Annotated in this window: 4 protein-coding genes; all 4 read left to right on the top strand. The window is 57.9% G+C overall.

Features of this window, described 5'->3' with window-relative positions; all coding sequences use genetic code 11:
• The coding region (locus tag ACOSYY_RS12905; protein ID WP_421662868.1) for a hypothetical protein at window positions 1–661 on the top strand (661 nt) is incomplete at its 5' end.
• Between the two features lie 97 nt (window positions 662–758).
• Window positions 759–2,006 (top strand): diphosphate--fructose-6-phosphate 1-phosphotransferase, encoded by a 1,248-nt coding sequence (gene pfp, locus ACOSYY_RS12900; protein ID WP_421662867.1) that lies wholly within the window; start codon window positions 759–761, stop codon window positions 2,004–2,006.
• A gap of 39 nt (window positions 2,007–2,045) precedes the next feature.
• On the top strand, window positions 2,046–2,903 hold the full coding sequence (locus ACOSYY_RS12895; protein ID WP_421662865.1) for a universal stress protein: 858 nt from the start codon (window positions 2,046–2,048) through the stop codon (window positions 2,901–2,903).
• Between the two features lie 105 nt (window positions 2,904–3,008).
• Window positions 3,009–3,297: MarR family transcriptional regulator (locus tag ACOSYY_RS12890; RefSeq protein ID WP_421662864.1), on the top strand; the 289-nt coding region annotated here is incomplete at its 3' end.

Raw genomic sequence — 3,297 nt, 5'->3', positions numbered from 1 at the left:
GATCCGTATCAGATATCGCTCTCCCAACGGGCAGCCCTATCTGTATGCGGTCGCTCTGTACGATCACCACGAACATCGGCTCTTCACCCAAGTCTTGTCCGAGATGAACGAATTTCATATAGAGCAGACGGATGCGAAAGACACGCGGAGCGCCGCCGGGAATCAGCCGCCGCCGGTCCGCCAATGGGCCCAACAGGAGGAAGGTAGGCTGGTCGCTCGATTCACGCTCACCGCGTTCCAACTCATCGTGGAATGTGACAACCCACAGCGCCTGGACCACATCAAGCATCGGCTTGCGGCCTCCTTGGGATTTTCGCTACATTTTCGAGGCGAGACGTTAGAGCCCCCGTCCCGGCAGCTATCGGTGGCCGAACTCATGTCGGATGAGCCTCCGGCGTTGATCGTGACACCGGAAGAAGACCGTATGCTGCTCAACCGGTTCCTGGAGAATGCATACCTGGAGTGGGCTGATCAGCCTCATCTCGCGCTCGGCGGACGAACTCCTCGGCATGCGGCGGCGACGGCAGCCTTGCGGGGCGAGGTCGATGATCTGATTGGCGACATGGAACGGCATGATCCGGGACGTCGGCGGTTTGGGAAGCCGGCTTTCAATTATAATCGCCTTCGCGCCCATGTCGGGTTGGAAGAACTACCGGAGTAATCGGGCCTCACTGCTTGCCTCTTAACGAAATCGAGTATACAACCATGCCGACCATGATGAAGAAGAACAGATGGGAGATCGTTCAGGGAGAAAACCGATGACGGCCGAACGTCAGACAGTCGGGATTCTCGTCGGTGGCGGGCCGGCTCCCGGAATCAATAGTGTGATCAGCGCGGCCACGATCCGCAGCATTCTTGGGGGCTCGGACGTGCTGGGGATCATCGACGGGTTCAAATGGCTCATGGATGGAGGCACGGGACAAGTACGGCCGCTCTCGATCGAGGAAGTGAGTCGAATCCACTTCCGGGGAGGGTCTTACCTGGGCACGTCACGCGCCAATCCGACCAGACGCGCCGAGTCTCTCGACAACGCGGTGTTCGCGCTGTCGAGTCTCGGCGTCACGCGCTTGATCACGATCGGCGGGGACGACACTGCGTTTTCGGCGATGAAGCTGGAGGAACGAGCCGGCGGTCTTCTTCAAGTCATCCACGTTCCCAAGACCATCGACAACGATCTCGACCTTCCGTATGGTATTCCGACGTTCGGGTTTCAAACGGCTCGTCACGTCGGGGCTGAGATCGTGAAGAATCTCATGGTCGATGCCCGCACCACCACGCACTGGTATTTGGTCGTGACCATGGGGCGCAAGGCCGGCCATCTCGCCTTGGGCATCGGAAAGGCGGCCGGTGCGACCCTGACGATCATTCCGGAAGAGTTTCGGGAACGGCCGGTCAAACTGCAACGGGTGGTCGACCATTTAATCGGTGCCATGATCAAACGATTGGATCATGGTCGGTCCGACGGGGTTGCGGTGCTGTCCGAAGGACTGATCGAAATTCTCGATCCACGCGACCTTGGCGGGTTGGATCATGTCGAGCGAGACGAACACGGCCATTTGCGGATGAGTGATGTGGACGTCGGCGATGTGTTGCGGCGCGAACTGGCGAAGCAGCTTCACCAGTTGGGACTTTCCGCCAGCCTGGTGGCGAAGAACGTGGGGTATGAGCTCCGCTGCGCCGATCCGATTCCATACGACATCGAATACACCCGAGATCTCGGTTATTGCGCCGCTCAGCATTTACTCGATGGTGGGACTTCTGCCATGGTCTCTATTCAAGATGGACGGTTCACCCCGATTCCGTTCAAGCAGATGGTGGATTCCTCCACCGGACGGACCAAGGTGAGGATGGTGGATATCGATTCCCAGTCTTACCAAATCGCCCGGCAATACATGATTCGGTTGACCGAAGACGACCTGAAGAATCAGGATGCGCTGGGCCGCTATGCCGCCTTCACCAGCCTGTCTCCAGAGGCGTTTCGAGAACGGTTCAGCGCGGTCCTGTGAGCAACATCGATGCATCCGGTCGAACAAAGGATATTCGACATGAAGATTCTTGCGGCAACTGATGGGTCGAAACATGGCAAGTGGGCGATCGAATGGTTGGCGGAGCTGCCGCTCGCCGCGCAGCGGGTCGTCCGTGTCCTCCATGTCGTCGATGTGGCGAGTGTTCGGGCGCCGTTTATGATCCAACCGGTGGTCGTCGGAACCGAACGGTACGTTCAGTCCGAAGTGAGGCGGATGGAAGCCGCGGCGAAGTCCACAAAAAAAGAATCCGAGCGTTTGTTATCGACGCTCGGCTTGAGCGGAACCGTGACGATCGACAAGGGCGGTGTGGCGGCCACGATCATGAAGCATGCGCGGCGTGGTATTGAACTCCTGTCGATCGGGTCCCGAGGCTTGGATGCCTTGGATCGATTCATGCTGGGCAGCATCTCGAACCACGCCATTCACCATGCCCCATGTTCCGTACTGGTCGTGAAAGAGAGCCCTCGGCCCGTGAGACATGTGGTGTTAGGGATCGACGGGTCTGCGGCGTCGGATAAAGCGGTCAAGTTTCTGATGCGCTATGTCGATCCGACCCCTGACGGTCCGGATCGCGAACCGGTCATGGTGACGGTGACGCATGCGGTGCCCTATTTTAAGTATCCGGAGGTCAAAGAGGCCGGGAAAATGCTGGTCCAACGCTATGGCGCTAAGCTCGCGAAATCAGGCTTTCAGGTACGTGAAGCCTTGAGACTAGGCAAGCCGGCTGATGAGATTCTAACGGTCGCCAAACAAGATAAGGCCGACCTGATCGTAACCGGAGCGAAGGGGATGGGCGCGATTCGCCGTGTACTGCTCGGCAGCGTCTCCACCCGTGTAGTTCAACATGCCCACTGTGGAGTGCTCGTGGTCCGCTGATCATCTAAAGTAGGGGATGGCTTATTGCGAGCGGAACAGGCTTGACGGCAAGGAGGAAAGCGCAATAGACTGACGCCCTCTCGGATACATTAAGGGAGAGGCTTTATGACAGCATTAATGAAGATCGATCAAGATTCGCTTCCTGATCGTTTAGTGACGGGACTTTCAAAAATCGGTTTGGCGATGAAGAGCCGCGCATGGAGGCGGAAGGGACGGCAGGGTATCGGTCCTTTGCAAATTCAAGTGCTGACGTTTCTCCGGTCTCGACCGAATCAATCGGCTACCGTTTCGACGATTGCCCGGGAACTCTCCGTGAAGCTGCCCACTGCTTCCGAAGTCATCCGAACGCTGGAGCAGAAGCGTTTGGTCCGTCGGCGCCGTCGGGAAATCGACA

Source organism: Nitrospira sp. BLG_2 (genome assembly GCF_049222245.1).
The sequence above is the reverse complement of the archived record's forward strand: the minus strand, read 5'-3'. Positions and strand labels throughout refer to the sequence as shown.

Coding starts and splice junctions, on each gene's coding strand:
- pfp (WP_421662867.1), top strand. CDS start 759: ATGACGGCCGAACGTCAGACAGTCGGGATTCTCGTCGGTGGCGGGCCG.
- ACOSYY_RS12895 (WP_421662865.1), top strand. CDS start 2,046: ATGAAGATTCTTGCGGCAACTGATGGGTCGAAACATGGCAAGTGGGCG.